24 protein-coding genes, 1 pseudogene and 1 riboswitch are annotated in these 26035 nt (G+C 32.9%); of the genes and pseudogenes, 14 read left to right on the top strand and 11 right to left on the bottom strand.

What is annotated here, in order from left to right; genetic code table 11:
* The first annotated feature begins 351 nt into the window (after positions 1-351).
* Positions 352-942 carry an HD domain-containing protein gene (locus BW939_RS10655; RefSeq protein ID WP_076452015.1) on the top strand — a complete coding sequence of 197 codons (591 nt, stop codon included), beginning with the start codon at positions 352-354 and terminating at the stop codon, positions 940-942.
* Positions 943-1177: 235 nt separating this feature from the next.
* Here the strand turns inward: BW939_RS10655 and BW939_RS10650 are convergent, their stop codons facing one another.
* The 4 genes from BW939_RS10650 to BW939_RS10635 all read right to left on the bottom strand — a co-directional run bounded on the left by BW939_RS10650 (position 1178) and on the right by BW939_RS10635 (position 6279).
* Positions 1178-1561 (bottom strand): acyl-CoA thioesterase, encoded by a 384-nt coding sequence (locus tag BW939_RS10650; protein ID WP_076452014.1) that lies wholly within the window; start codon positions 1559-1561, stop codon positions 1178-1180.
* 110 nt (positions 1562-1671) lie between these two features.
* Positions 1672-1850: riboswitch (cobalamin riboswitch) on the bottom strand.
* Between the two features lie 391 nt (positions 1851-2241).
* Positions 2242-3036 (bottom strand): hypothetical protein, encoded by a 795-nt coding sequence (locus BW939_RS10645; protein WP_076452013.1) that lies wholly within the window; start codon positions 3034-3036, stop codon positions 2242-2244.
* A gap of 576 nt (positions 3037-3612) precedes the next feature.
* Positions 3613-4122, bottom strand: coding sequence for a YcxB family protein (locus BW939_RS10640; RefSeq protein ID WP_076452012.1), 510 nt, complete (start codon positions 4120-4122; stop codon positions 3613-3615).
* Between the two features lie 9 nt (positions 4123-4131).
* Complete coding sequence (locus BW939_RS10635) at positions 4132-6279, bottom strand: endonuclease MutS2 (protein ID WP_076452011.1); 2148 nt, start codon at positions 6277-6279, stop codon at positions 4132-4134.
* Positions 6280-6400: 121 nt separating this feature from the next.
* Between BW939_RS10635 and BW939_RS10630 the strand changes: the two genes are divergently transcribed.
* Together BW939_RS10630 and BW939_RS10625 are read left to right on the top strand one after the other, a co-directional pair.
* Positions 6401-6931 (top strand): GNAT family N-acetyltransferase, encoded by a 531-nt coding sequence (locus BW939_RS10630; RefSeq protein WP_076452010.1) that lies wholly within the window; start codon positions 6401-6403, stop codon positions 6929-6931.
* A gap of 16 nt (positions 6932-6947) precedes the next feature.
* Positions 6948-7589 carry a uracil-DNA glycosylase gene (locus BW939_RS10625; RefSeq protein WP_076452009.1) on the top strand — a complete coding sequence of 214 codons (642 nt, stop codon included), beginning with the start codon at positions 6948-6950 and terminating at the stop codon, positions 7587-7589.
* Here BW939_RS10625 and BW939_RS10620 read toward each other — a convergent pair.
* The 3 genes from BW939_RS10620 to BW939_RS10610 all read right to left on the bottom strand — a co-directional run bounded on the left by BW939_RS10620 (position 7576) and on the right by BW939_RS10610 (position 9814).
* Positions 7576-8073 carry a hypothetical protein gene (locus tag BW939_RS10620; RefSeq protein ID WP_076452069.1) on the bottom strand — a complete coding sequence of 166 codons (498 nt, stop codon included), beginning with the start codon at positions 8071-8073 and terminating at the stop codon, positions 7576-7578. The two genes, BW939_RS10625 and BW939_RS10620, sit on opposite strands and share 14 nt — an antisense overlap.
* A gap of 4 nt (positions 8074-8077) precedes the next feature.
* Positions 8078-8569: a DUF456 domain-containing protein gene (locus BW939_RS10615; RefSeq protein ID WP_076452008.1), complete on the bottom strand. Its 492-nt coding sequence runs from the start codon at positions 8567-8569 to the stop codon at positions 8078-8080.
* Positions 8570-8638: 69 nt separating this feature from the next.
* Complete coding sequence (locus BW939_RS10610) at positions 8639-9814, bottom strand: peptidase associated/transthyretin-like domain-containing protein (RefSeq protein WP_076452007.1); 1176 nt, start codon at positions 9812-9814, stop codon at positions 8639-8641.
* Between the two features lie 170 nt (positions 9815-9984).
* Here BW939_RS10610 and BW939_RS10605 point away from each other — a divergent pair, with 170 nt between their 5' ends.
* The 7 genes from BW939_RS10605 (at position 9985) to BW939_RS10575 (ending at position 17691) form a co-directional block, all read left to right on the top strand.
* Complete coding sequence (locus BW939_RS10605) at positions 9985-11250, top strand: mechanosensitive ion channel family protein (protein ID WP_076452006.1); 1266 nt, start codon at positions 9985-9987, stop codon at positions 11248-11250.
* Between the two features lie 97 nt (positions 11251-11347).
* Positions 11348-12067, top strand: a complete 720-nt coding sequence (locus tag BW939_RS10600) for a pyridoxine 5'-phosphate synthase (protein ID WP_076452005.1) — start codon at positions 11348-11350, stop codon at positions 12065-12067.
* A 44-nt stretch (positions 12068-12111) separates the two neighbouring features.
* Positions 12112-12906 (top strand): alpha/beta fold hydrolase, encoded by a 795-nt coding sequence (locus tag BW939_RS10595; RefSeq protein ID WP_076452004.1) that lies wholly within the window; start codon positions 12112-12114, stop codon positions 12904-12906.
* Between the two features lie 129 nt (positions 12907-13035).
* The gene (locus BW939_RS10590; protein WP_076452003.1) at positions 13036-14049 is read left to right on the top strand and encodes an NAD-dependent epimerase/dehydratase family protein; all 1014 of its coding nucleotides are present in this window, start codon (positions 13036-13038) and stop codon (positions 14047-14049) included.
* On the top strand, positions 14050-15819 hold the full coding sequence (locus BW939_RS10585; protein WP_076452002.1) for an AMP-dependent synthetase/ligase: 1770 nt from the start codon (positions 14050-14052) through the stop codon (positions 15817-15819). It abuts the gene before it with no gap.
* A 180-nt stretch (positions 15820-15999) separates the two neighbouring features.
* Positions 16000-17058: a diphosphomevalonate decarboxylase gene (locus BW939_RS10580; protein WP_076452001.1), complete on the top strand. Its 1059-nt coding sequence runs from the start codon at positions 16000-16002 to the stop codon at positions 17056-17058.
* A 189-nt stretch (positions 17059-17247) separates the two neighbouring features.
* Positions 17248-17691: a nuclear transport factor 2 family protein gene (locus BW939_RS10575; RefSeq protein ID WP_076452000.1), complete on the top strand. Its 444-nt coding sequence runs from the start codon at positions 17248-17250 to the stop codon at positions 17689-17691.
* Between the two features lie 102 nt (positions 17692-17793).
* Here BW939_RS10575 and BW939_RS10570 read toward each other — a convergent pair whose 3' ends face one another.
* Positions 17794-20013 carry an NADP-dependent isocitrate dehydrogenase gene (locus tag BW939_RS10570; RefSeq protein WP_076451999.1) on the bottom strand — a complete coding sequence of 740 codons (2220 nt, stop codon included), beginning with the start codon at positions 20011-20013 and terminating at the stop codon, positions 17794-17796.
* 675 nt (positions 20014-20688) lie between these two features.
* Here BW939_RS10570 and BW939_RS10565 point away from each other — a divergent pair.
* Entirely contained in the window at positions 20689-21360 is a 672-nt protein-coding gene (locus BW939_RS10565; protein ID WP_076451998.1) for an RDD family protein, read from the top strand.
* Between the two features lie 61 nt (positions 21361-21421).
* Complete coding sequence (locus BW939_RS10560; protein ID WP_076451997.1) at positions 21422-21922, top strand: hypothetical protein; 501 nt, start codon at positions 21422-21424, stop codon at positions 21920-21922.
* 49 nt (positions 21923-21971) lie between these two features.
* On the opposite strand, the gene BW939_RS10555 is transcribed toward BW939_RS10560, so the two are convergent.
* From BW939_RS10555 to BW939_RS10545, 3 genes are all read right to left on the bottom strand, one after another.
* Positions 21972-22931, bottom strand: a complete 960-nt coding sequence (locus BW939_RS10555; protein ID WP_084566642.1) for a cytochrome-c peroxidase — start codon at positions 22929-22931, stop codon at positions 21972-21974.
* Positions 22932-23067: 136 nt separating this feature from the next.
* Positions 23068-23826, bottom strand: coding sequence for a Rossmann-fold NAD(P)-binding domain-containing protein (locus BW939_RS10550; RefSeq protein ID WP_076451995.1), 759 nt, complete (start codon positions 23824-23826; stop codon positions 23068-23070).
* Between the two features lie 64 nt (positions 23827-23890).
* On the bottom strand, positions 23891-24568 hold the full coding sequence (locus BW939_RS10545; protein ID WP_028122908.1) for a peptidoglycan DD-metalloendopeptidase family protein: 678 nt from the start codon (positions 24566-24568) through the stop codon (positions 23891-23893).
* A 543-nt stretch (positions 24569-25111) separates the two neighbouring features.
* Here BW939_RS10545 and BW939_RS10535 point away from each other — a divergent pair.
* Together BW939_RS10535 and BW939_RS15945 are read left to right on the top strand one after the other, a co-directional pair.
* Positions 25112-25696, top strand: a pseudogene (locus BW939_RS10535) (zeta toxin family protein).
* On the top strand, positions 25683-25832 hold the full coding sequence (locus tag BW939_RS15945) for a hypothetical protein (RefSeq protein ID WP_165787327.1): 150 nt from the start codon (positions 25683-25685) through the stop codon (positions 25830-25832). Before BW939_RS10535 ends, BW939_RS15945 begins: the two are co-directional and overlap by 14 nt.
* The last annotated feature ends 203 nt before the right edge of the window (positions 25833-26035 follow it).

Here is a 26035-nt window from a genome sequence, read left to right as displayed (position 1 = left end):
GAACCTCTTCCGATTTTACATTACAAAGATATGTAATAAAAATGGTAATATGCAATACAAAGTAGTGAAATTATTTTTATTTTTGATTTAAATGACTGATAATCAATTTAATAATTTCAATTGTATTTAATGGAATTTTGAATAATCTATAAAAATATTGCCGTTTTTTGATCTTGAATTTGTTTGTATAGCCAATTCAGATCATAAAAAGATTGTGTTTTTATTAAATAGTAACTAATAAATTGAGGATTTACTTTTGAAAACTTTTAATTTCTTTCCTCAATCATTTCCTTTGTAGCTTTTGTGGTAAAATAAAACTCACTCTTAAATTTGAATTCTTAAATTTGAAGTATGAAAATTCAAAAAGAAATAGATTTTATTATCGCAGTTGATGCTTTGAAAAACGTTCAAAGAAGAAATTATAACGCAGATGACTCTAGAAGAGAAAATACTGCAGAACATTCTTGGCAGATTATTATTTTAGCCCAAATTCTATTTCCTTATGCAAAAAACAACACAGATATTGATCTTTTGAGAGTACTGAGAATGCTTTCAATCCACGATTTGGTAGAGATTGAAGCGGGTGATACTTTTATTTTTGATGAAGTTGCAATGCTAGGGAAATTTGAAAGAGAAAAATTGTCTGCTCAGAAGATTTTCGGAATTTTAGATGAACCCATCCGTTCAGATTTTTTTAATCTTTGGTTGGAATTTGAGGAAGAGCAAACTCCGGATGCTATTTTTGCTTGCGCCATAGACAGAATTATGCCATTCATTCTTAATTCTCACACCTCTGGCAAAAGCTGGACAGAAGCTAAAGTAACAGAGGCTCAGGTAAGAAAAATATTAGAAAACGCCATCTGTAGAGCTTCAGATGAGATGAGCGAAGCTTTTCATTATTTGATGAATTTAAATTTAGATTCTGAGAAAGTTTTGAGATAAAAATTGATTGTTCGTAAAGTAATCACAATGCCAATTTTTAAATCAAAGTTCATAAGGTTTTTTTAAACTACCGCCCGTTTTTAAGACTCGCAAGAGTGCAAGCTGAGCAAAAAACACAAAGACTTTTCAATTATACACGAATTGCTGACGATCAGAATAAAATAAAGATTTCCGCTTGCCGAAATAGTAAAAAATAAAAGTAGTGAGCGGCATCTAAAGTCTGCCGCTACACTTATTATAAAATTTGAATTGGTTTTTTCAACTCATCAATGGCTACAAAAGTAAAATCGCCTACAATTGCTTTTTCTCTTTCGTAAGAATACATCTGTTCGGTATAGATTTCTACATTTACTTTCATGCTGGTTTTTCCAACGTAGGAAACTTTCCCAATAAGCTCCACGATTGTGCCTGCAGGAATTGGTTTCTTAAAATCAATTTTATCGCTGCTTACGGTTACTACACGTTTTCTTGCGAACCTTGTTGCTGTAATAAAGGCAACTTCATCCATCAGCTGCATTGCAGTTCCACCAAAAAGTGTATCGTAATGATTGGTTGTGTTGGGGAAAACGGCTTTGAAAATTCGGGTTTCTGAGGATTGAATTCTTTCTTCTGTTGTCATATTTCATTATAAATTATACGAAAAATGAACTCTATTGAAACAAACAGAATTATTCAGAAATTGGGATTTCTGAAATTACTACTGATCAATAAACTTCAAATCGCGAAAGTTTTTGTCTAAAGAAATAGGCAGGTCTCCTGACTTGTAACATCTTTATACCTTCCCATACCTTATGTACAGTGGTTTTTATAAAGACTTCGGTTACTATACAGTTGCGCGACAGTTCGTGATTTTCACACGATTCCCTTTTCATTTGCGGCTAAGCAAAACCTAGTTCTAGAAAATCATTTGATGAGATTTTCCGGTCGCAAAAGTACAAATAAACTTGTAATAAAGTTTGATTCAATGATGATTAAATATTTTCAAAATAATTTATAAAAATTTCAATCATTTAGTAAATTAAGTTGCTGATAACAAACGGGTTATAGTATTTTTATTTTATAATGAGATAAAATAATTTGTTATATGATTCAATTAATTTTACTGATTCTTAGAGAATGTTTAAAAATTTAATCAGAAATCAAATTTTAATTTTTTTGTTTTGTTTTGCCATCCTTAAAAGCTGAAAAATGCTTGAAAATTTCATCAAAACTATATCCTTTAATTTTGGTGAAAATTTTAATAGGCTCTTAAAAGTGCTTAACCAATTAATTATCTGAATGATGGAAAAGTTCCTCAGTTTACTCAGGATTTTTGTAAATAATCTGACTCATCACTTTTCCTTCTTTTATTGTCCAGAAAGTGGTGTATCGGTTCTCGCCCGAGCCGTTGATCATGTATACATAAATATGATCTGCATCCATTGCTGTTACGCCCACGTTTTCGAAATCGGTGGTTGGATCAAATAAATTTTTAATGGCCTCACGTACAAATACGGTACCTCTTCCTGGTTGCTGCACACGGATAGATTTTACTTCTGTTAGACCTTCAGGTAAGGTTTTACCGATGCCCCATGGTTTAGATTTATCAATTTTAATGATATTTCCATCGTCATCTTTTTCCTGCTTTTTAAAACTTGCGTTGGAAGGGTAGATGTCGATTACCACTTTTGTACGCTGCGCAGTAGGAATTTTTTCGTTAGAATTATCAATAAAAATTAATGATCTTCCGTTTTTAGATTTTGAAGGCGTGAATTTCGGAAGCTGATCGATAAAGGCTATACGGTCTTTGTTTACCATTCCTTCTTTGGTAAGACTGTCGTACCTTACAAATGGCTTCTCATCGTCTGTTTTTTCTGGATATTTTATCCAAATCCATTCTGTTTCTCCGGGAGCAGGTTTTACGTAAACGAAAACATCGCCTTTTTTCATTCTTATTTTATCAACAATCTTGCGATAATCTTCCTTATGTACACGCACCATCGCATAGCCTTCCTGCGCTTTTACTACCCCGAAAGGAAGTTTATTTTGAGCATCAATTAAACTGAAAGAAAATATACTGAATAAAGATAAAACTGCTTTGTTGATAAAAGTCATTGGGAAGAATATTTATTTTCAAAGATATAAATTAAATATTTTTCGGGAGGTAATTAAATCTTTGCAATTCTCTTAAATCTTTAATTATTCTCAAATATCCGTAAGAAAGTAAGAAATTATCATGAGAAATCTCCAAAACATCATGATATTGATGATTACAGATCAGAAATCCTTTTTTAGTTTGCGCTTGGATAAATGTTTTAAATTGTATCACTTAATTTTATACATTGAGTTTTTCCTTTTAAAAACAAGCAACAATGGCAATTAATTTCAAAACCACAGAGAAACTAACTGTGATAATCCAGATGGAAAGTTGTAAAATCCGAAATTAGTACAAATAGATATTTGCTTTTCAACCTTAATTCATATATAAAATAATGCATCAACGGAAAAATAAATAGAAAGCCTAAACTTAAATTTTTTATAATTTAATCCTTGAGATAATGAAGTTAAAAGTGAAAAAATAATCGCCGGAATCAGTGTTTTTTGTAAAAAATCCACAGAATTTTTTAATTAATAATCATGTAATAAACTTTTAAACAAAAGAGCACCTATTCAGATGCTCTCAATTTATTTTTAACTTTTCAAAAGCTTTGCTTTCACGCCGCTATTTCCGATCAAAGTTCTCAACTCTAAAATCTGTTCTTCAGAAAGATCTTTTTTAGGAAGAAAACCAAATGAAATATTGTTGTGGTAGAATAAAAACCAACTTTTTAATTCCCTGATTTTATGAATAACATTCCACTCAATTTCTGAGATATAAGATTCTGCACTATGTTTAATAGACTCACTTGTGATCGTTGTTGTTACCTTTTCTCCAATACCTTTATTGGTTTTAAATGCATTTCTGAATCTAATAAATAACATCAAGGGACTAATGATGAAAATATAGATGATCATCATGACGATAAAATACCGTGTTGATAACTCCAAATACATGAATTTCCCTGTCGCAATTGAATCTATCAGCTTGAAGACTAGAAAAAAACCAGAAAGAAATAAAAATATGAAAACAGGTTTTCTATAGGCAAGAGAAAACATCAGTTTTACATAATCTTTAGAATTTATTTGATGAGTTGCTTCCATTAATTTTTCTTAAATTCTTTCTAATTCATCTGCATCAATCAGCGTTTTGAACGTTCCGTAATTCACCGTCACTTTATTTCTAGAAATTTTTTCAATGGTTCCCACACTCGTACTACCGGTAATTCTCACACGTTGTCCTATTTTCATCCAAAGATCACGGTCTGTTTTACGTTTTTCCTCAATTTTTTCGTTGGTTTCAGTGATTTTTTCGATGACATCTTCTTTCTTCAGTTGCTGTGTAATTTTTCTTTTCACCACCTGAAGTCGTTTGCTTTCATCCTTATCAGCTCCTATTTTTCTGAATTTTTCCTGTTCCAGAATCTTCACAAAATCTTTTACCACATCTTTCCTAGATCTGCCTTTTACATAACCGTCGATAAAGCCTTCAATCTTGCTTCCAAACTGAAGTTTACGATGTTCATCCTCATATAATTTCTGAAAATTAAACAGTTTTTGCTGCAGCTGTTCATTCAATTTTTGCAGATTATCCCGTTTATCTTCCACCGATTCTTTTCTTTCGGCAAGGTCTGTTTTCAGTTTTTCAACTTCATATTTTTCCTGCTGAAGTTTTACAATGGTTTTATCTAAATTTACAATATCATGCTCCACTTTTTTCTTCGCAGAATGAATTATAAATCGTGGGATTTTGTTTTTCTCTGCAACTTCAAAGGTAAAAGAACTTCCGGCCGAACCTACTTCCAGTTTGTACATGGGCTCCAAAGTTTCTTCGTTGAAGAGCATAGCCGCATTTTCTGCGTTCGGAAGCTGTTCTACAACCAGTTTTATATTGGTGTAATGTGTTGTGATGATCGCAAAACTTTTCTTGTCATAGAAAAATTCTAAGAAACTCTCTGCCAAAGCCCCACCCAGCTCAGGATCTGAACCTGTACCAAATTCATCAATCAGTAAAAGTGTTTCTCCATCAGCTTCACGTATTATACCACCCATTTTCTTTAGTCTTGAAGAATAGGTAGAAAGATGATTTTCTATGGATTGATTGTCGCCAATATCCGTCATGATTTTATCAAAGAAAAACATCTCAGATTTCGGATGCGTAGGTACCAAAATACCACTCTGAATCATCAATTGAAGCAATCCTACAGTTTTTAAAGTAATTGATTTTCCACCCGCATTTGGCCCGGAAATACAGATGATTCTGTTGTGTTCGGTTAAAGCTAATGTTTGAGGGTAAATGGTTTTATTTTCAATCTTATTTCTCAAAAACAATAGAGGATGGAAAGCATCTTTTAATCTTAATGTTTTATGACGGTTTATTTTCGGTAAAACACCTTTTATCTGTTCAGCAAATTTTGATTTGGCTCTCGTAAGATCAAGATCAAAAATATACATCTGGTACTTCCAAAGCTGAGGCTGATATTCTGCTAATTCTGCAGTCAGTTTTCTCAGAATTTTGTCGATTTCCTTTTTTTCTTCCTCTTCGCTTTCTTTAAGTTTAAAATAATGCTTCACCACAGAATCTGGTTGCATATACGTGATAGAACCCGTTTTTGAAAGTCCTAAAACTCTTCCTACAACTCTTTTCTTGTATGCAGATTTTACTGCCAAAACCCTTTGGTCATCAATGATGGTCTCTTTAATATCATCCAGAAATTCACTTTGATTATAGTTGAATAACGCTCTGTTGAAATTTTCTGTAATAGCTTTTTTGGCGTGCTGAATTTCTGTTCTCAGTACTTTTAAAATAGGAGAAGCTTCATTTTTTACTTCGCCAAAGCGGTTGAAAACTTTATCAACTTTATCAATAATTTCTTTCTTGAATTCCAAAGCAGAAACATCCTCAATTAAATTAGGAAACGTTTCGGGCATTGTGGGGAAAAATTTTTGCAGTTTACCGATTTGTTCGGTAAGCGTTTTTATTTTAATGAAAGCAACATTTTCTAGCCGATAGTTTTCAATTAGCATGAGTTTTAATTCGTTCTCAATGTCTTCATATTCATCAAAAGGAATCGCATTAGAACTTTCAAAACTTGAAAGATATTCCGAAGTCTTTTTTAATGAAATTTCGGCTTCGTCAATCTTCATCGGACGAAGTTCAAGAATTTTTTCTCGCGTTTTGTGAGAATATGCAAAAGGAGCAATCTCGGCAAGCAGCTGCGGAAACTCCAGTTCGTCTAAATCTTCTTTATTTATATACACAGTGCAAAGATAATTAATTTGAAAATGAGAATTTAATTTGAATATGTGTTTAATTTTAAAATTTGAAAATGTGCTATAATCTCAAATCTCAAATCTGAAATCATTTAATTACATTTGAATTATGAAACTTGAAACCGAAAGACTCCATCTGAAACCTCTCAGCGAAAATCATGTTGAAGATATTCTGAAGATCCGCAGCAATGAAATTACCAACAAATATGTAATTAGAAATGCACCCAAAAACAATTACGATGCATTACAGTTTATTCTGATGATCAAAGAACGAACGATGAATAATGAATCTTTTTACTTTGGAATTTCGCTTAAAAATCAACAGAATTTAATTGGTACTATTTGTCTTTATAATTTTACAGAAGACAGAAAAACGGCAGAGGTTGGTTACGAATTATTACCCGAGTTTCATCATCAGGGAATTATGTCTGAAGCTTTAAAAGCAGTTTTAAATTTTGGCTTTAATGATTTACATTTGCAGGAAATTGTAGCTATGACCAATAAATTTAATGAAAATTCTAAAGGTTTGCTCTTAAAAACTGGATTCGTTTTGGAAGACGGGAGAGAAGATGAAGGGTTTCCGGATAATTTAGTTTATAGCTTTAAAAAAAGATTAATGAGATTTGAAATATATCTCTAATTTTCAAATTAACACCATGACTTGGACCGAAATTTTAGCCCCGATAAAAGAAACATCTTACTATAGTTGTCTTTGGGAAAAAGTAAAACAAGAATACGCAACCACAAAAGTTTTTCCACCTAAAGAGCAAATTTTCAGAGCGTTGGAAATAACGCCTTTTGATGAGGTTGAAGTGGTAATTATCGGTCAAGATCCTTATCATAATGATTTTCAGGCTAATGGTTTGTGTTTTTCGGTTTCAGAGCAAGTTGTTGCTCCACCTTCACTTAAAAATATTTTCAAGGAATTAAAAGACGATCTGGGAATCGAAAGAACCGCAAAAGAACTCGATGACTGGGGGAAACAAGGTGTTTTAATGCTGAATGCAACTTTAACGGTTCGTGCACATTCCCCGAATTCGCATAAAGATTTGGGTTGGGAAACATTCACCAATTATATCATCAAAGAAATTTCAGATAAAAAGGAAAATGTAGTTTTTGTTTTGTGGGGCGCTTTTGCACAAAAAAAAGCCGAATTAATTAATCCGGCTAAACATTTTATTCTGAAATCTGCACATCCGTCGCCATTTTCTGTTTACAGAGGTTTTTACGGAAGCAGACCTTTCTCTAAGATCAATGAATTTTTAGTTTCAAAAGGGAAAAAACCTATTTTGTGGTAGAATTTTCTCCTGCTTTTTTAATGATAATTCCAATTTTGTAATTTCCTTTCATCAACTTTGAGTTGGACGATGAATCTGGATATGGAGTAACATTGGCCAAAGAAATTGTGTAACCATTGAAATCAGCTGATTTGTGGTAATTTTTGCTTTTGTTTTCTATGCTTGCAATGTTTAAAGTCATTGGTCGGGTAGTAGTTCCCATTACCTCAACTTTTGCTACCGCAACGCCGCTCCAAATACATTGCACATCTTTCGGGCAACGGCTGTCTTCTGAGATTTCTTTGAAGGTTACATTCATCTGGTATTCTTTCAGGAATTTATTTTCACCTTCTTTTAAATAGACTATTTCACTTTCTTTCGTTGTGGTATTTACCGCACCTATTTCGTTTGTTTCAACTTTAACGGTGTCGGATTTTGCTTTTTGAGATTTGCAGTTGATTAAACTTAAAAATCCCAGACTAAGGATGATTGATTTGTAAAACATTTTTTTATATAACATTAGTGAGATCCAAAATTACAACTAAAAACATTGCCACACCAACTACAAAACTAAATCCGGTGCCGTAAATGAAACCGATAAATGCTCCTTTTGTTGATTTTAAAGCTTTTTTCATGTCTCTGCTGTCGTGTAAAAGTTCGCCGATGAAGACTCCGGCAAACATTCCTACAAGAAAACCAAGCGGAATAGGTATAAACATCCCAATAATTGTACCTATAACTGAACCAATACTTCCCCAACGTGTTCCTCCGTATTTTTGAGTCGTTTTTGCGGGAATTGCGTAGCTTAAAATGACCGATGCAACCGTTAAAATAACGAATGCCCAAATGTAAATCATCGACAAATCTGCCTCTGCTCCATATTTGTAAATTAAAAGTCCTGCGAGGCTTAAAACAAGTCCTGGTAAAATTGGTAGAATTGTTCCTACAATTCCTAAAATAAGCAAAACAATGCTTAATAAAACAATGAAAGTGTAATCCATAATTTTAATTTAATAAAAAAAGCAGCTTTCTAAAGCCACTTTTGTGTATCAATTTCTAAGCCGATTTTTTTAAAGATTTAAAATTACATACTGAAGAATTCCGGCAGCACTTCCAATATTTCCTGAAGCATGATTGTGAAAAGCTGTGTAATAGATATATCCACTATTTCCAGAACCCGAACAAGATCCTAATGTTGCTCCCAAAGCCAATAACGCAGGAACAGCAATCTGCGGAACAGACACACTGATTTGGACATTGTTTGAAAGCGTAATGCAAACCGTTACAAAATTTAAATTCGGAGCATTTCCGATAGGAATATTTGGTAAACTGTTGTCTGTGAAATGATTGGTTCTAATCATCAATGGGTCGTTGGTGGCTGTTTCTTTTACTAAAACCTCCCAGTAATTTGCGTCGTAATTGGTGATTTTTTGCCAAGATCCCAAATCAAAATCAAGATTCAATGTATTGAAGCCTAAAGCTGTTGCAAGAGAAGCATTGCTTACCGTACCCGGAACTAGCCCTGAAGTTCCAATATTTTTAGAACATAATTTGGAATCCGGAATAAATCCTCCTGGGAGATTACAATTATTGGTATTGTCATTACCGCCAAGAAGATAAGCTACGTCCCAATCTGAAGCATAAATACTTCCACCATTGGCCACGAAAACCGCAAGATTATTTTCAATCACGGGGTAAAGATTAGCAAATTGAGAGAATTTTCTTGATCCACAGTTTAAAAATACAATGTCGTATTGAGCTAAAGTAGTAAGATTCGCCAAATCTGTATTGGTAATTTCTGTAGCAGTATATCCCAACGTCTGAATAATATCTTCAATTTTATCAAAAGTACCTTTCACATAAGCAATCTTTGCAACCTGCGTCAATTTGGTTTGCGTAAGATCAAGATTTATAGTTTGATTGGCTTTAATATTTGCCACAGCCTCTGTACGGAAATTACTTCCGTTTCCGGTCTGAATGTAGATGGTATGGTTTCCTTCGGGAGCTTCCAAAACAAAATTTCCATCTGCGTCTGATGTTGTGTGGAAGATTTTATACTTGTCATCAAAAGTAAAAACTGTAGCTCCACCAATAGATTTTGAACCATTTTGTGAAGTGATTTTTCCGCTTACTTTACCGTTTTGCACAGAGATTGCTGTTGGATTTTCTGAGGTTTCCGAATCTGATCGGCAGGAGCCAAGTGATAAAATAAGAATTAAAATCAATAATAAGTTGAATTTTCTCATTTTGTATAGTTTTATGGATTAGTATTGCTAAATTAAAAATTTATTATGAATTATTTATTAAATATAATATAATTTTAAATTAAATTCAAATAATTTATTTAAATAGTGTTAATTTACCCGCTGTAGTAAGGGTTTGAAAGATTTTTTTTAATTTCGTAGTTTTGTAGATAATGAAAGATGAAATAAAAGACACCAAAAGTTTTTTTCAGGAATTAAGTGAGCAACTCTATATTTATATAAGCAAAGTTTCTCCAGCCGGGCTCGATTGGGTTTTTCATATTATTGTGAAAATGGCATTGCTTATTGGTGTTTTTCTGTTGCTTGATTTTATTTTTAAAATCATTATCAATTATACTTTCAAATTTTTTCGTAATGAGAATAAATTCCCTATCTTAAAATCTGTTTATCAGTCTAAAATTACCAATTCTGTTGCTCACTTCATAGCATTGGCAACTATCGGTTCTTTGCATGAATCAATTTTTGTGGGTGCACTTTCTAAGACAAGTATTTTCATTCACAGAGCTGTAAATTTAGGATTGGTTTTAATTCTTGCGGGGATGTTATACCGTTCTTTAACAGGTTTTAGGAGTTATTTTACCATCAAACAAGATTACTACAAAATAATGGCAATCAATGCTATTTCAGAAACGGTAAAAATTTTAGGTATCTTTGTTTTTACCATCGTAAGTATCTGTGTAGTTTTCGGGATTAAAGGAACTACGATTGTAGGAAGTTTAGGGGCAATAACTGCGGTTTTGGTTTTGGTTTTTAGGGATACAATTTTAGGTTTTGTAACTGGAATTCACGTTGCTACTTCAAAAAGTTTGAAAGTTGGCGACTGGATTGGGGTTCCTAAATATAATATTGAAGGCAATATTTTAGATATCAGTTTGCTGACAACAAAGATTTCTAATTTTGATAAAACAATCTCTTCTATTCCTACGTATGACTTGTTGACTACAGAAATCAAAAATATTCAAGTCATGTCTGAATCGAATACACGAAGAATCAAAAAATCAATTTCCTTTAATATCAATTCATTCAAATTTTTGAATAATGAGGACATTGAAAGATTGAAAGATATCAATCTTATTTCAGACTACTTAAACGAAAAAACTTCAGAAATCAACCTGGAAAAAGAAAATATAGAGCATAAAGATAAGATTATCAATGGTAGACAGTTGACAAATATAGGCGTATTCAGGTACTATGCTCAGAAATATCTAGAAAATGATTCTGAAATTGATAAAGAAAGCCCTATAATAGTTCGTCAGTTAGAAATCACTACTCAAGGTCTTCCTATGGAAGTGTATTGTTTTGCCAATGATTCTAGATGGGAAAGATTTGAACAGATTCAAGCTGATATTTTTGATCATCTTTTAGTAGCTTCCAAAGAATTTGATTTGCAGATTATGCAAATTGGGTTGCCAAAATAATTATAAATAATAAGTTTAAATATAAATTTTAAAAAAATGATGAATTTCAGAGGCATCAATTACGGTACAGCTTCTACATCCATCATCCAACAAAATCATGACAAAGTTAAGTGTAAACATTAATAAAATTGCAACTTTACGTAATGCTAGAGGAGGAGAAACTCCCAGCGTAACCGAAGCTGCAGTGAAAATTCAGGAATTTGGTGCCCACGGAATTACCATACATCCAAGACCAGACGAAAGACATATCACTAGAAAAGATGTGTATGATTTGAAACCTTTGGTTCACACAGAATTTAACATTGAAGGAAACCCTCACAGAGATTTTATCGATATGGTTTTATATGTAAAACCAGAACAGGTTACTTTGGTTCCAGATGCAGATGATGCTATAACTTCCAATGCTGGTTGGGATACAAAAAAGCACCTAGATTTTCTTACAGAAATTATTGCTGAATTTAAAAATGCAGGAATCAGAACGTCTGTTTTCCTTGACCCAACGCCAGAATTGGTAGAATATGCAGCAAAAACAGGCGCAGACAGAATCGAACTGTACACAGAAGCCTATGCTAAAGATTATTTGCAAAACAAAGAGTTGGCAATCAAACCTTATTACGATACAGCAGTAGTTGCCAATGAATTTGATTTGGGAATCAATGCAGGGCACGATTTAAGTTTAGAAAATCTAAAATATTTCGCAGACAATATCCCGAATTTACTAGAAGTTTCAATTGGTCATGCTTTGGTTTCTGAAGCATTGTATATGGGAATGGAAAATACAGTTCAGGCTTATTTGAAAAGATTGGCAAAGTGGTAAATAAATAATCTGAAACCTCATTTCTTCAATCTAATAACTAAAAAATGGAAATCTTACATTCAAAAATATTTGGCGAAAATCTTTCGTCTACACCGCTTTTAGTATTCCACGGTTTATTTGGAATGCTAGACAACTGGGGAAGTTTCGGGAAAGAGCTGGGAGAATTTTTACCAGTTCATTTGATTGATCTTAGAAATCATGGTAGAAGTTTTCATTCTGAAAATATGTCTCATGATGACTTGGCAGACGATATTGCCAACTATATGAACCAGCACAGAATAGAAAAAGCTCACGTTTTGGGGCATTCCTTAGGTGGAAAAGCCGTGATGCAATTTGCATTAAATTATCCTGAAAAGATTGAAAAACTAATCGTTGTAGATATTGCACCAAAAGCGTATCCTCCACATCACCAAGGTATCATCAAAGCTTTGGAAACAGTAGATTTTGAAAAGATGAAATCTAGAAACGAAGTAGAATCTGTTTTAAATCAATATATTCCAGAAAAGTCTACTATTCAGTTTTTGGCAAAAAATTTATATTGGGAAGAATCAGGAGAATCAAAAAAGCTTAATTGGAGGTTTAATCTAAAGACACTTTCAGAAAAATACAATCAATTTGTTTCCAACGCAATTAAATTTGGAGTTTTTGAAGGCGAAACCTTGTTTATAGCTGGAGAAAAATCTAATTATATTCTTCCGCAAGATGAGTTTGCCATAAAACAGCAATTTCCGAAAGCGAAAGTTGTCGTAATAAAAAACGCAGCTCATTGGGTTCAGGCAGATAATCCTACAGATTTTGCTGCCGTTGTGAAAGAGTTTTTAGAAATTCAAAATATATAAGAGACAAATAAAACTCTTTTTGCAGATTAATCAAACAGGTTTTTAAACTTGAAAATCTTTTGTCAATTTTGTGGTAAATCATATATAATTACGCAAATTTGCAAAACGTTTTAAAATCTATTTTATACTATGGTTTTCGTTACAGGCGCTACCGGAATTTTAGGAAGAATCATCGTTCTCGAGCTTTTGAAGAAAGGTGAAAATGTGCGTGCTGCAAAAAGACCTACTAGCAATTTGGATGAGGTAAAACATTCTTATTCTTATCTTACAGAAGCCCACCAATATTTATTTGATAAAATTGAATGGATTGATATAGATTTTAACGATATTCATTCACTCCAATCTGCAGTGGATGGCGCAGATGAGGTTTATCACTGTGCAGCAATGGTGAGTTTCAAACCTCAAGATGAAAAAGAATTATATCACACCAATATTGAAGGTACAAAGCAGCTTTTGTATGCATGTGAAAACTCAAGTGTTCAGAAATTTCTTCATGTAAGCTCTATTGCCGTTCTGGATGGTTTTAATGAAAAAGGTGAGCTTGATGAAGAGTCTGATTTTAATCCAAAAATAGAACATTCTGCCTATGCCATATCAAAACATTTATCTGAAATGGAAGTGTGGAGAGCTTCAGCCGAAGGGTTAAATACCATTATTATCAACCCAGGAATGATTATCGGCAGTGGAAACTGGGGAAATAGCAGTGGTGATATTTTTCCTACTTTTGAGAATAATAATTTTACTTTTTCTGGCGGAACTAGCTATGTTGATGTGAGAGATGTAGCTAAAATTGCAGTTGAATTAATGGCTAAAGATGCTTTCGGACAAAGATTTATTTTACTCTCTGAAAATAAAAGATATGCCGAAATTGGCAAGCAAATCCGGTCAAAGTTAAATTTAAAGGAAGCTAAAATTTTATCTAAATCTCTTTTGAACTTAGGAAGAATTGCAAATATCCTTTTTGGCTGGTTTGTTCCGGCTCTCAAAATAATTTCAAGATCAAATATCGCCGCGATTACAAATTTCAGCACCATTTCCAATCAAAAAATTAAAAAAGCTATTGATTTTCAGTTTATTCCGGTTTCGGAAAGTATTGATTTTCATTTAAATAATTATATCAACGACAAAAAGCTGAAAAAATAAATGAATCTTGCAGAAGCAATTATTACAAGAAATGTAGAAAAACATCCGTTAAAATCAGCCATCGGATTTAAAAAAAAAGACGCCGGCTGGAAGGAGTTGAGCTGGAAAAAACTCAGCGAACTTATTTTTAAAACAGCAAACGCACTTATAGAAATAGGTATTCAGGAAGGTGATAAAGTGGCCATTTATGCCGAGAATTCATCCGAATGGATTATTTTTGATCTAGCAGCAATTTCTATTGGTGCAGTTTCTGTTCCTATTTATTCTACAAACAACGGCGAACAGACAGAATACATCATTAAAGATTCTGGATCAAAAATTATTCTCGCAGGAAATCAAGAGCAATACGACGTTTGTCTTGAGATTTTAAAACAAGAAAATACCGAACTGAAAACGATTATCGTTTGTAAAAAAGCAGTTTGGATTAAAAAAGAATTCAGCAGTTTCTATCTAGAAGACTTTATCTTTAAATCTTCGCCTAAAATAGAATATAAAACGAAAAATGATGATGATTTGGCCACCATCATTTACACCTCAGGAACTACCGGAAACCCAAAAGGCGTATTAATTACCCATGGAAATTTTCTGAAAAACATTAATGCCCATTTTGAATATTATCAATTCAAAAATTTTGAAGATGAAGTTTCCCTTGCATTTTTACCATTAACTCATGTTTTCGAACGAAGTTGGTCACTACTTTGTCTTTATGGTGGTGCAAGAGTATACTTTCTAGAAGATTCTAAAGCAATAGCAAAAGCACTGGTAGAAGTAAAGCCTACCATGATGTGCGTAGTTCCAAGGTTTTTGCAGAAAGTATATGCCGGAGTTTTAGAAAAAAGTGAAGAAAGTTCGTCTCTAAAAAAGAAAATCTTCAACTGGGCTATAAAAATAGGAAAACAAACTGCAGAATTTAAAAGAGTTGGTTTGGAACCACCTTTCAACTTAAAATCTAAAGAGTTTTTTGCTGATCTACTCGTTTTTAGTAAAATAAAAGAAAAACTTGGCGGCAGACTGTGGTTTATACCTTGTGGCGGAGCTGCGATTTCTACAGAAGTTACTCAGTTTTTTGAATCTGTTAATATTCACATTACTGTAGGTTACGGATTAACGGAAACTACTGCAACTTTAACTGCCTTGCCATTAAAAAACTTCATTCATGGAAGTTGTGGTAAAACATTGCCGGGAGTTGAGATAAAAATTGGTGAAAATGAAGAAATTCTCGCCAAAGGAAACGGATTGATGAATGGTTATTATAAAAGATCAGAAGATACGTCTGAGGTTTTTACTGAAGATGGCTGGTTTAAAACAGGAGATGCAGGAAGAATTGATGAAAACGGAAATCTTTTCATTACTGATAGAATTAAAGATTTGATGAAAACTTCTAACGGGAAATATATTGCACCACAAAGGATTGAAAATCTGCTTACCAATAATAATTTCATTAATCAAATTACTTTGATTGCCGAAGGAAGACAATTTGTTTCTGCTTTGATAGTTCCTAATTTTGAATTTCTTACTTATTTTTTAAAGAAAAATAATATTGCTTTCAAAAACTGGGATGATGCTGTAAAGAATGAGAAAGTAAATCAATTTTTTAAAGAAAAATTAGTAGAATTACAATCTAATTTATCAGATTTTGAAAAAGTGAAAAAGTTTACTTTAATGCCTTCAGAATTTGAAATCAGCAGCGGTGAAATAACGCCCACTTTAAAAGTAAAAAGGAATGTGGTGATGAAAAAATATGAAAAGCTGATTGAAGAAATGTACTAGATTGAGGGTGAACCCTGAAATAGCAATCATTAGCATTGGGTAATAAGTACAATAGAATTATAAAAGAAGATTGTTTTTGAAGCGCTGAAAAGGCGAAAGTAATTTCTTATTGCACTTTTTTAATCTGTAACTACTGGGTTATTTATTATTTTAAAAATGGTTAAAATTTAATTTTAAATTATGACAACAAACGATTTTTCCGGAACAAACGATTTTATAATACACAACAAAACAGTTTCAGAAAGCTGTCCGTCAAATATAGCTTTAATTAAATATTGGGGGAAATACGAAAATCAAATTCCGGCAAATCCCAGTATCAGTTTTACTTTAAATCACTGTAAAACTAATACAGAAATGGAGTTTTTCGCAAATGAAAAATTCTCTGTTCAGATATTTCTCTCAGGAAATGAAGAATTGAAATTTGCCGAAAAAATTGAAAAATATTTCAGAAATATAGAGCAATATCTTCCTTGGATTTTGAAAGGTAAATATATCATAAGAACTGAAAATACATTTCCTCACAGCTCGGGAATTGCGAGTTCAGCTTCTGGTTTTGGTGCTATTGCCAAATGTCTTATGAATCTTGAAGAATCTTTTTCCGGAAAAATTTCTGAAGAAACATCTTTAAGAAAAGCTTCATTTTTAGCAAGATTAGGAAGCGGAAGCGCTTGCAGAAGTTTGTATAATGGCCTAGTTGTTTGGGGTGAATCTGATGAGGTGGAAGGAAGTTCAAATCTATATGCAGTAAAATATTCTGATGAAGAAATTCATTCAGTTTTTAAAGATTTTAATGATTGGGTTTTGTTGATTCATGAAGGTGTAAAAAGCGTTTCTTCTACCGTGGGTCATGGTTTGATGAACACCAATCCTTATGCAGAAAGAAGATTTCAGGAGGCGAAAGAAAATTTTGTTCCAATGAAAGAGATTCTTCAATCTGGTAATATAAAAGAATTTATAAATCTAGTAGAACACGAGGCATTGACGCTTCATGCCATGATGATGATGAGCGATCCTGCATTTATTTTGATGAAAACCGGAACTTTAGAAGTCATCAATAAAATTTGGGATTTCAGAAAAAACACCAAATTGCCTTTGTTCTTTACCTTAGATGCTGGTGCTAATGTTCATTTACTGTTTCCCAACGATGGTTCAGAAGATAGAATTAAATCATTTGTTGAATCTGAATTGATAACGTACACGCAAAAAAATGGAGTTGTGAAGGACACTATGAAATGGTAAAAAAAAATCTCAATCATATTTTCACATTATTGAAAATAGTATAACATTATCAAAATAAAAGCGGTTTTTATGCCGCTTTTATTTTTTTGCAATAATTAGCTTTAGCAAAAACTTAGCTGATTGCATTTTTTTTTATTAACAACCCCCAAAAAATCTCTATTTTTAAATCTTGTTTTAATTAAGATAATAATGAAAAAAATACTTGCACTATTGGTTCTTTTCGGGAGTTTCTGTTTCGGACAGCAAAATGTAAATCAAGAAATACAAAAACCGATAATAAATTTGTTTTTAGCCATGAAAAATGGAGATGCACAATTACTGAAAACAGTATTCTCAGAAACCGCAATCCTTCAAACCATTACAAAAGATGGTGTGAAAAATGAAAGTATAGAAGAGTTTACAAAATCCATCTCAAAAATGAAAAAAGGTGAATTGGATGAAAGGATAACAATAGAAGCAATTCATAGTGATGGAAATTTGGCAAGTGTTTTTACACCTTATTCGTTTTATTATAATGGTAAATTCTCTCACTGTGGAGCCAATAGTTTCCAGCTTGTAAAACAAAATGAAAAGTGGAAAATTCAGTATTTAATTGATACCAGAAGAAAAGATAATTGTACAGAATTAAAATAGCTTAATTCTTAAAAAAATAAATAACACGCAGATTTCTGCGTGTTATTTATTTTGTAAACTAAACAAGTGTTTTAATTTGATGAAATTCGGGTGATTTAAAAATTAAATACCATCAATAATTTCATTCAAAACAGTACTAGGTCTCATTGCTTCATACGTTTTGTAAGTGTCGGTTTTGAAGTAACCATCAATATTTTGAGGTTTACCTTGAGCGCCAATCAATTCAGAATTAATTACTTCTTCGCTTTCCTGCATTGCTTCAGCAACAGGTGCAAATTGCTGAGCCAATTCAGCATCAGCAGTTTGGTTTGCCAAAGCTTCAGCCCAGTACATTGCCAAGTAGAAGTGAGAACCTCTGTTATCTATTTGTCCTACTTTTCTTGCCGGAGATTTATCGGTTGCTAAGAATTTAGCATTAGCTTCATCTAAAGCATCCGCTAGAACCTGAGCTTTTGTATTTCCTTGAGTTTGTGCTAAATGCTCTAAAGAGGCCTGTAAAGCTAAGAATTCACCTAACGAATCCCATCTTAAATAGCCTTCTTCTAAGAATTGCTCAACATGTTTTGGGGCAGAACCTCCAGCTCCCGTTTCAAACAAGCCACCGCCGTTCATCAATGGAACGATAGAAAGCATTTTTGCAGAAGTTCCAAGTTCTAAGATTGGGAAAAGATCAGTTAAATAATCTCTCAATACGTTTCCTGAAACAGAAATCGTGTCTTTTCCTTCTCTTGCTCTCTGTAGAGTTTCGGTCATTGCATCTTTTACATCAAGGATCTTAATGTCAAGACCGGTTGTGTCATGATCAGCTAAATATTTTTCAACTTTTTTAATCATTTCCCTGTCGTGAGCTCTTCCTTTATCCAACCAGAAAATAGCAGGAGTATCAGAAAGTCTAGCTCTGTTTACTGCTAATTTTACCCAGTCTTGAATTGGAGCATCTTTCGTCTGACACATTCTGAAAATATCGCCGTTTTCTACTTTTTGAGAAAGAAGAACATTTCCATTTTCGTCCTGAACTTCAATTGTTCCTTCAGCTGTAGCCTGAAAAGTTTTGTCGTGAGAACCGTATTCTTCAGCTTTTTGAGCCATTAAACCAACATTGGGAACAGAACCCATTGTTGTAGGGTCTAGTTTTCCGTGAGCTTTCATATCATCAATTACAGACTGATAAAAACCTGCATACGCACGGTCCGGAATAATACAAACTGTATCTTCTTCTTTCCCTTCTTTATTCCACATTTTTCCGCCTCCTCTTACCAAAGCTGCCATAGAAGCATCAACGATAATATCAGAAGGTACGTGGAAGTTGGTAATCCCTTTGTCTGAATTTACCATTGCTACTCTTGGTCCGTTTGCCAAAGCAGCTTCAATATCAGCTTTGATCTCAGTTTCCTGAGCATTACCTTTTATTTTATCAAAAAGGTCAGCAAGACCGTTGTTTGGGTTTACGTCTAAAGAATCAAAAGTTTCAGCATATTTAGTGAAAACATCTTTAAAGAAAGTCTCCACAATTGCGCCGAATACAATAGGATCAGAGATTTTCATCATCGTCGCTTTCAGGTGAGCAGAAAGAAGTACGTTTTTGCTTTTCGCTTCTTCGATCGCTTCTTGTACAAAAGATTTCAAAGAATTTAAATTCATCACAGAAGAATCAATCACTTCACCCGCCTGAAGGCCTGCGAAATCTTTCAGCAAAGTTTCTGCGCCAGCATTTTCTTTGAAAACGATTTTATATTTTGTAGCATTCTCAAGAGTGGTAGAAGTTTCAGTTCCGTAGAAATCTCCGGTGTTCATGTGCGCTACATCAGTTTTGCTGTCTGATGCCCAATCACCCATTCTGTGAGGATTTGCTTTTGCATAGTTTTTAACGGCTTTCGGAGCACGTCTGTCAGAATTCCCTTCTCTTAATACCGGGTTTACAGCACTTCCCAATACTTTAGCATATTTAGCTTTAATTGCTTTTTCTTCGTCATTTTTCGGTTCTGCAGGATAATTTGGAACTGCGAAACCTTTAGATTGTAATTCAGCAATTGCAGAATCTAATTGAGGTGCAGAAGCAGAAATGTTGGGTAATTTGATAATGTTTGCATCCGGTTGTGTAGCCAATTGACCTAATTCTGCTAAAGCGTCATTGGTTTTTTGATCGTCTTTCAAAAACTCAGGAAAGTTGGCCAAGATTCTTCCTGCCAAAGAAATATCTGGAACAGCAATCTCAATGTTTGCCGATTTTGTAAAAGCTTTTACAATAGGTAAAAAAGAGTGTGTTGCCAACATTGGAGCTTCGTCTGTAAGCGTGTAATAGATTTTTGATTTTTCTGACATTATTATGTTAGTTTATTGTTTGATTTTTAATACATACAAATTTAAGTATTTTTATTCTTAAAGCTTTTCAGATTTTGAATTTTCTTGGCTAAAAACAGTATTTATTGCTCTTTTTTTTCATTTTTTACAATTAAATTTAAATGCAAACCATACTACATTTGTGCAATAATACTTACGCGTCTATGGGTTGCGATATGAAATTTAAATTATTATGAATTGAGCAGATTTTAGGGTCTTCTGAAAAAAAAGATTCAATAAATCAATTTTCAAATCAAATTTCTTTATCCCATCTTTAAATACCATGAATATTTTATCAAATACGAATTAATTTAAACTAATCGTATTGTGAGTTCATCGTTTACAGGCTGTTTTAGAGGAAATTTTTTCTTTTTTCTAAAATACGGGATACCGTAATTTATATTAATCGGAATTGTTTAGATTTGAAATTAATTTATCAAGATGGAAATTAATTTTTAAGATTTTAAGAAAAAAAAACAATTTTTAAAAAAAATGAGGAAGTTTAAAATACCATTCTCTCAACAAAAGACTTTCATCTTACAAGATCAGGTAAAAAGAAATTAAATTTCAGATGGTTCGACAAAAAAAATACAAAGAGGAAAAATTTATTTCTAATCATTATATTTACAAGCTCATAAATAAAGCTAAAGGCAAACGATGGAACAAAAATATTTTATTCATGATGGGTTCGATAAAAAAGGACCTTACACGCTTGATGAACTTTTGAAATTGGATCTCAAAAGATACACGCTTATATGGCACAGTGGCCTAAACAACTGGATGGAAGCCGATAAACTTCCTGAGTTTAAACACCTTTTTGCTATGACGCCACCGCCCATCAGCCTTAGAAAAGAAGTTCCACCTCCGGTTTATCAATACCCAAGCTCCAACAGTCATTACAACATCGGGAGAATAGAATATTTGAATGACAATACTATAAAAGTTCATTATCAAAACGAAATTATACAATATAGATACGCCAATTTTGGAGAAAGATTGGGGGCAAGATTGCTTGATATTTTAATTATCATTTTACCTTCTTGTATTTTCCCTTTGGTGTCCGGATGGTTGTATTTTGCGTTGCTACAATCTAGCAATGAACAACAAACAGTTGGTCAAAAAGCAGCTGGTATAAAACTGATTAGCACAGACGGTACAAAAATAGATTTTGGGCAAGCAACAGGTCGGTTTTTTGCCAATATTCTCAACGGACTCACTCTTTTTATTGGTTATCTCATGTTTTTTTTCAACCCTAGAAATCAGTGTCTACACGATAATCTTGCGGGAACTTTGGTGGTTTCTGAATTGAGAAGAGAAAGAAAATACTAAGATTTAAATTTCATTTTTTTTTATATTTTAAACCTCAAGCTCAACCTTTAAATACAAGCAAATGAAAGAAGAAAACATCAATAAGCTGAATTCCCTATTCTCTAATCTAAAATCTGAAGACGAGAAGCTAAAAGAAAGCCTTGAAAAGAAAAAAAGCGAAGACGACTTATTTATTGAAGCATTCAGAACTTTATCTAAAAACTTTATAGATCCGAAAATGCAAGAGTTCAGAAGAATGCTGAGGCAAAACGGGTTTGGATGCAAAATTTCATTCAACGAAGAAACTAAAAATGGTTTAAGCATTAATTCACAAACTAATATCAAACTTCAGATTTCAAGAAATGTAGATTCTAATTTTTATGCGAATGACAAATTCCCTCACATTATGTTTGTGGCTGATAAAAATTTAAAAAGAATCGTAATTCATCAAGATACAATTTTCCAAAACGGTGTAGGAAACGCGGCTTTGAAAGAAAAATATTACACTCTCGATCATCTTTCTGAGGATGATATTGAAAGAGAAATATTAGAATCAATAGAAAATATATTAGTCAATAAATAAGAGTAAACCTGCCAATTTGCAGGTTTTTTTTTTGGTTTAAATTTCTTTTTTACTTTTTCTTATAATCTATGTTTGAAACCAAAAGAGAATCGTTCAAAGTGGCTAAAAACGATAATAAATTTTCTTTTTCCTCAGCCGTAAAAACAATGGGATTTTGAAGTTCTTTGGCTAAAGTGGGGGTTTTCAAAATACCTTTTTCATAATGATTAAGAACTTCATATAAAGTTTTAAATCTGCCATCGTGCATATAAGGATAGGTGTAACCAAGATTTCTCAAACTAGGAATTTTAAACATCAATTGATCTGCGGGTTCAAAAGATTTATTCCATTTTCCGTGGTCATCTAATTCCGGATTCATGGGAAGTCCGTTATTCGCAAAATCATAGGTTGAGAAAAGGGGTTCACTATGGCATGAACTGCAATTTTGTTTAAATAATTGGTATCCTTTGTTTTCTGAAAGGGTGAATTTTTCTTTTCCTTCTCTTACATGGTCGTATTTAGAATTAGAAGAAACAATAGTCAGCTGAAACTGAGAAAGTGCTTTTAACAGACGTTCAGATGTTGCCAAACTGTCACCAAAACTTTTATAAAAAAGTGTTCTGTATTCTTTAGATTTGTTCAGTTTTCTTACCGCTACATTGATGTCTTCACCCATTTCCGCAGGATGATTGATGGGTGCTAAAGCTTGCGTGTCGATATTTGAAATAACCCCGTCCCACATAAATTTTTTTTGCCAAGCGAGATTAAAAATTGCCGGAGAATTTCTGTCGCCCATTCTTCCTTCAATGCCTTTGCTCAAATGATTTCCTGCATGTGAAAATGCTTGGGTAGAATTATGACAAGATGAACAAGAAATGGTATTATCTCTTGATAAAATAGGGTCATAAAACAATTTTCGTCCCAATTCAATCGTTGTTGTTTTCAAAGGATTTTTCTTAAAATCATAAACAGGTTTCGGAAAATAAGAAGGGTAGATCAACGATAAATCCTGAAGACTATAAAATGCCATCAGAATAAAAAGTGAAAGAAAACCTAGCAGTTTAAATTTAGAATACACGACAAGATTTATTAAAATAATTAGTATTCATTTTTGAAATGACGATTCAGTATTTTTTTACGCTACAATAATTAGTTTCAAAACAATTTTACAAATGAAAGTACCGCGGGTCAGGAAATTGAAATTTAAAATCTAAATCTTGGATCAATTTCTCCGGAGATACAGTTCTTCCCACAGCCGTTCTTTCGCCACTGTAGGCTAAACCTTTCTGTGCATTTATCACCTCTTCTTTGCTGGGATGAATGGGTGCAACAACGTTGTATAATTTAAATTCAGAATGGCTATTCAGCATTTTTTCTACCACTGAACAAATATCTGCGTAATGAATATGATTCACCAACTGATCGAGATTGGTTATGTTGTAATTCTTCAGAAGCCGCTGATCGCCCATTAATCCTGCCAATCTCAAGATATTCGTTTTCGGGAATTTTTCTAAAATGAAACTTTCACTTTCCACATCTTGCGAATCAAGATCTTCTTCGGTAAATTCTTTTTTGGTATCTGGATAAACGCCTGTGGAACTTGCTAAAAATAACTGACCTTTAAAATCTCCTAAAAAGTTCAGAAGGTTTTGCCTTTTGTCATTCATAGGAATTTGAGCACCTCGAATGCCCGAAAAAGGTACGCTGATGATGATGGCGTCTAAGTCTGCTGCAGATTTCCAAGGTTTCATTTCTAAATCTAATTCGTTGGGAAAACTTACCAGCGTGGTGTGATAGCCTTTGGCGTTGAGGTTTTCTGCTTTTGATGGCGTAGTGGTGGTGGCGAAAATTTCGTATTGACCTGATAGTCTTTCTGCGATATGATTTCCCAACCAGCCGAAGCCGATGATGCCTAGTTTTTTCATTTTTTGATTTTAGTTTTCAGCGCTTTTTAATTGTCGTCTGAGTATTGAACAATCTGAAAATATTTTATCGGATTTTCAACAACAAATTCGGATCCGGACAGTTTTCTTTATAGAAATCAATTTCTTTAAAACTGCAAACCCCGGGATAATCGCCTTTTTTATTTTCGATATTTTTAATGATCTGAAAATGCAGATGCGGTGCATAATCTCCATTGATGGGCGGTTTTCCTAGTTCTGCAATTTTCTCGCCTTTTTTCACGACTTGACCTTCCGTTTTTCCCTCTAAACTTTCAAGGCTTAGATGTCCGTACAATGTATAAAAAGTGCAACCGTCGATTTTATGTTCCAAAATAATGGTAGGACCATAATCTCCCAAACCCAGATTGTGTTGAAAACTGTGAATTTTTCCGTCTAGTGCGCTTAAAACCGGCGTTCCGGCTTTGATCCAAAGATCCAAACCGATATGAATATTGCGCTCCTCGGTATTTTCATCATTAAAAGTTTCACTTCTTTTATACAGATTTCGGTGTTCCAGATAACCTCCAAAAGCGACTTTTGCCTTATTTACCGAAAGATGATTTTCTACAAATTCCTCGAATTTTTCTGCGTCTGTAAGATCCAGATCCAGTTCATCCGTATGTTTTGCAGAAAGATCGAAGGGTACATAATTTTTGTAATCGATTGTAGCATCAATCACTTGTACGTCGGTTTGTTCTTTCAAGACATTTTCAAATATGGCCATCATTGATTTTAAATTAAAAAAAATACTTTGCCAATTTAAGAATAAATATTTTTTGAAATAGCAAAATTGATATCATTCTTTGAGCCAAAGTCGAAAGATTTTTAGTGCTCAGTCTCACTAATGAAATTTTTCTTTTTTTCTTCTTTAGGAGTCGCGAATCAAAAGTAAAGTATATTAAAGAATTTAGAAATCAAAAAGGCACACTCTATTATTCATTTCATTTTGTTTCTATAATTTTTATGATATCATTTATTACTTTTGCTGTATGTATAATAATAGTTTTAATTCAATTTCGTAATAAAACAATCTATCCTCAAAATTTAGAAAATCTTGGAAATATTTTTGAAAAAGTTCACAGTGAATATGGAATTAATCATTTTCAAATTAACTCATTTCCAAATTTTCAAATTAAAAAAGACCCTCATCCACAAAATTCGGAAGCGTTACTTTCAGATTCGGCAGTACTTTCAGTACTAAATTGATAGTAAGAAAGTATGTAGAAACAGAACTTAAAATCTAAACAAAAACTGTAAATTTGCGAAGATGGATGACAAGAAACTTTACATCATTGCAGGTTGTAACGGAGCGGTAAAACAACAGCTTCTTTTACTATTTTGCCTGAAATTTTAGATTGTAAAGAATTTGTAAATGCCGATGAAATTGCGAAAGGATTATCACCCTTTCAACCAGAAAAGGTGTCTTTTGAAGCTGGAAGAATAATGCTCAAAAGAATAAATGAGCTTCTTTACGAAAACGAAAACTTTGCTTTTTGAAACGACGTTATCAACCAAAAGTTATAAAAGTAAAATCATCGAAGCAAAAGCAAAAGGCTATAGGGTAACCTTATTATTTTTTTGGCTCCAAAACATTGAGTTAGCTAAAGAACGTGTTATAACAAGAGTTTCGGAAGGCGGACATAATATTGAGCCGGAAGTTATTGAAAGACGATACATCATAGGAATTAAAAATCTGTTTGATATTTATCTGCCCATAGTTGACGGAGCTTTAATTTTTGATAATTCTGAAGGACAATATCAACTTTTAGCTGACAAACAAATTGATGGTTTACTCAATATAGCAAATCATGAAAAATTTAATCTTTTAAAAAACTACTATGACAACAATTGAAATTCAGATAGAAGAAAAAAATAAAATCCTTAAAGGTCTCGAAAAAACTTACGAAAAACTTTTAGAATTTAAGAAAACCAAGAAAAGTGAATTGGTGGTTTTACGTGATAATAATATCGTAAAAATTAAACCCTAATAATAGTAAAAACCTGCCTCACAGCAGGTTTTTCCATATCTAAACATTTTAAAACAAACTCTCATCCACAAAATCCGGCAACGTCACTTTTAAATTCGGTTCGGCTTCCATCGCTCTTTTAATGGGGGAAACAATATCTTTCTTGCTAATCTTCTAATGATGTTTTTTTTACTTCATTATTTCCTTTTAGTGGTTTTGTATTT

The sequence above is a fragment of the Chryseobacterium piscicola genome (assembly GCF_900156685.1).
GTDB classification, from domain to species: Bacteria; Bacteroidota; Bacteroidia; order Flavobacteriales; family Weeksellaceae; genus Chryseobacterium; species Chryseobacterium piscicola.
Note: the sequence above shows the minus strand (reverse complement) of the source record. Positions and strands in the feature narration are given on the sequence as shown.

Excerpts from the sequence above, each read along its gene's own strand:
- BW939_RS10655 (WP_076452015.1), top strand. The coding sequence starts at position 352 with ATGAAAATTCAAAAAGAAATAGATTTTATTATCGCAGTTGATGCTTTG.
- BW939_RS10650 (WP_076452014.1), bottom strand. The coding sequence starts at position 1,561 with ATGACAACAGAAGAAAGAATTCAATCCTCAGAAACCCGAATTTTCAAA.
- BW939_RS10645 (WP_076452013.1), bottom strand. The coding sequence starts at position 3,036 with ATGACTTTTATCAACAAAGCAGTTTTATCTTTATTCAGTATATTTTCT.
- BW939_RS10640 (WP_076452012.1), bottom strand. The coding sequence starts at position 4,122 with ATGGAAGCAACTCATCAAATAAATTCTAAAGATTATGTAAAACTGATG.
- BW939_RS10630 (WP_076452010.1), top strand. The coding sequence starts at position 6,401 with ATGAAACTTGAAACCGAAAGACTCCATCTGAAACCTCTCAGCGAAAAT.
- BW939_RS10625 (WP_076452009.1), top strand. The coding sequence starts at position 6,948 with ATGACTTGGACCGAAATTTTAGCCCCGATAAAAGAAACATCTTACTAT.
- BW939_RS10620 (WP_076452069.1), bottom strand. The coding sequence starts at position 8,073 with ATGTTTTACAAATCAATCATCCTTAGTCTGGGATTTTTAAGTTTAATC.
- BW939_RS10615 (WP_076452008.1), bottom strand. The coding sequence starts at position 8,569 with ATGGATTACACTTTCATTGTTTTATTAAGCATTGTTTTGCTTATTTTA.
- BW939_RS10610 (WP_076452007.1), bottom strand. The coding sequence starts at position 9,814 with ATGAGAAAATTCAACTTATTATTGATTTTAATTCTTATTTTATCACTT.
- BW939_RS10605 (WP_076452006.1), top strand. The coding sequence starts at position 9,985 with ATGAAAGATGAAATAAAAGACACCAAAAGTTTTTTTCAGGAATTAAGT.
- BW939_RS10600 (WP_076452005.1), top strand. The coding sequence starts at position 11,348 with ATGACAAAGTTAAGTGTAAACATTAATAAAATTGCAACTTTACGTAAT.
- BW939_RS10595 (WP_076452004.1), top strand. The coding sequence starts at position 12,112 with ATGGAAATCTTACATTCAAAAATATTTGGCGAAAATCTTTCGTCTACA.
- BW939_RS10590 (WP_076452003.1), top strand. The coding sequence starts at position 13,036 with ATGGTTTTCGTTACAGGCGCTACCGGAATTTTAGGAAGAATCATCGTT.
- BW939_RS10585 (WP_076452002.1), top strand. The coding sequence starts at position 14,050 with ATGAATCTTGCAGAAGCAATTATTACAAGAAATGTAGAAAAACATCCG.
- BW939_RS10580 (WP_076452001.1), top strand. The coding sequence starts at position 16,000 with ATGACAACAAACGATTTTTCCGGAACAAACGATTTTATAATACACAAC.
- BW939_RS10575 (WP_076452000.1), top strand. The coding sequence starts at position 17,248 with ATGAAAAAAATACTTGCACTATTGGTTCTTTTCGGGAGTTTCTGTTTC.
- BW939_RS10570 (WP_076451999.1), bottom strand. The coding sequence starts at position 20,013 with ATGTCAGAAAAATCAAAAATCTATTACACGCTTACAGACGAAGCTCCA.
- BW939_RS10565 (WP_076451998.1), top strand. The coding sequence starts at position 20,689 with ATGGAACAAAAATATTTTATTCATGATGGGTTCGATAAAAAAGGACCT.
- BW939_RS10560 (WP_076451997.1), top strand. The coding sequence starts at position 21,422 with ATGAAAGAAGAAAACATCAATAAGCTGAATTCCCTATTCTCTAATCTA.
- BW939_RS10555 (WP_084566642.1), bottom strand. The coding sequence starts at position 22,931 with ATGGCATTTTATAGTCTTCAGGATTTATCGTTGATCTACCCTTCTTAT.
- BW939_RS10550 (WP_076451995.1), bottom strand. The coding sequence starts at position 23,826 with ATGAAAAAACTAGGCATCATCGGCTTCGGCTGGTTGGGAAATCATATC.
- BW939_RS10545 (WP_028122908.1), bottom strand. The coding sequence starts at position 24,568 with ATGGCCATATTTGAAAATGTCTTGAAAGAACAAACCGACGTACAAGTG.
- BW939_RS15945 (WP_165787327.1), top strand. The coding sequence starts at position 25,683 with ATGACAACAATTGAAATTCAGATAGAAGAAAAAAATAAAATCCTTAAA.